Annotated in this window: 1 protein-coding gene; it reads right to left on the bottom strand. The window is 40.6% G+C overall.

Annotation, left to right across the window (positions count from 1 at the left end; translation table 11 throughout):
- Nucleotides 1-122: 122 nt before the first annotated feature.
- Entirely contained in the window at nt 123-1496 is a 1374-nt protein-coding gene (locus tag EJK17_RS11170; RefSeq protein ID WP_103662718.1) for an IS4 family transposase, read from the bottom strand.
- Between the last annotated feature and the right edge of the window lie 148 nt (nt 1497-1644).

The following is a 1644-nucleotide window of genomic DNA, read 5'->3' as shown; positions in this document are numbered from 1 at the left end:
CAATGTCATTAAGTTAAGGCATTGACTTTGAACAGGGAACCGCTTTGAGACACTCATCTAAGTTAGGTGGGTGTCTTTTCTGCTTTTTGGGTATGACAAATAAGCAGTCGATTGACTGTTTTTTACGAAATTCGATAGTTTAAACTAACAGAACCTTGAAACCGTAGAGGTCTGGGATATTGTCTACCTTTTCGGACTGGATGATGATAAGCTTCTATTTCTTCGATCATCTGCTTTGAATTGCCTATCATGGGCGTTGTATAATATCGGTGAACTATGTTGGCCGCCTCTTTAAAATCTATCTCATGAGGCCATTTTCTGTGAGCATCAACTATCCGGCAAAGGGATATGATTCTGTTGACCACGTTAAACATAATCAGCTGAGAGTACAACTCGATTTCTTGAAACGCTGGTTTTTTCGAATGAAAACATACTGCACCGAGATCATACTTTAGCTTGCGAAATGAGCTCTCAATATCCCAGCGCAGATGATACAGTTTTTTCATTTCACTAAGCGGGAAGTCATTCGAGCTTAGATTAGTAGCTAGTACTTCCCACTTGGTGCTTCCCGATTGTGGGTCGTTGAGCTTAAGCTTAACGATTCTGCAGTGGACCGGACAAAAGCTTTCAAAATCCCAGTGCGCTGTACGGTACTTAGGTGAATATTTGTCCTTATAGCGACGATTCGGGGCATTGATCTTGTGATACTCTGGATGAAGCTTCTTTTGCTTGGCGCTATTGGTGATGTTAAACGTCATCTCAAGATCGCATTCTTGATCGGGAAGAGCGCTAATTTCCCGAATAGCACTTTTACTTTGAGTTCTTAGACGGATAACATAGTTGCAGTTAGACAGTCGATTGCCATGCTCGAAAAGATTGAAGGATTCATAGCCGCGATCCATCAGTACGATATAGCGGTGTTGAAGTCTTAAGTTCTGAAGCATGTGCACAGCTGCACTGCGTTCATCCATACTCTTTCGTGATTGCAATAAGCAGTCTAGGTAACAACAATTTGCGATATCGTAAAGGATATTGGCATGAATCAAACATGTGCCTTTGGTCGTTAATTTATTATCGTCCGAAGGCTTTTTTCTTGTCTGAATATTGCATAGAAACATTGAATTCTTATCATACGGCAAAGCAAAGTCACTACCATCAATTGCCAGCAGCCGATAGCCATGATACAAAGCAGGCTGTTTCAAAGTTGAATTGAATTCATACAGAATTGCCTTAAATAATCTAGGGTTAACCTTTGATTTCTGCTGTTCGTAAGCCGACGCGGTCATTCGCTTAGAGGGCTTAGGAAATGCGTCAGCCAGCTCCTTGTTCAAGCAGTTTCCTTGCATGGCAAGAGTGGTCTTAATGAATGTCTTAGCATCCAGTTTTCTTTTACGCGTGAAGTCTTTACTTGGATGATAAACAAAGTAATTGATGCATTCGGCAGCCATGTCTGTAACAGAATCAAGCTGTCTTAGGACTTGATGCTTCTTAGTCATGAAAATACGCCAACTTTGATAAAATCTCTAACCAAATATAGCGTAAAGCGGTTTCAAAAATTAAGCAAAAAAAACACTCATCAAACTTAGATGAGTGTCCTAAAGCATTCCCCGTTCAAAGTCAATGTCTTAACTTAATGACATTGCC

Origin of the sequence: Lactobacillus xujianguonis (assembly GCF_004009905.1) — a bacterium.
Classification (GTDB): Bacteria; Bacillota; Bacilli; order Lactobacillales; family Lactobacillaceae; genus Lactobacillus; species Lactobacillus xujianguonis.
This window is presented reverse-complemented; position numbering and strand designations above follow the sequence as displayed.

Bases quoted from the DNA above. Each gene is read 5' to 3' on its own strand.
- EJK17_RS11170 (WP_103662718.1), bottom strand. From the start codon at position 1,496: ATGACTAAGAAGCATCAAGTCCTAAGACAGCTTGATTCTGTTACAGAC.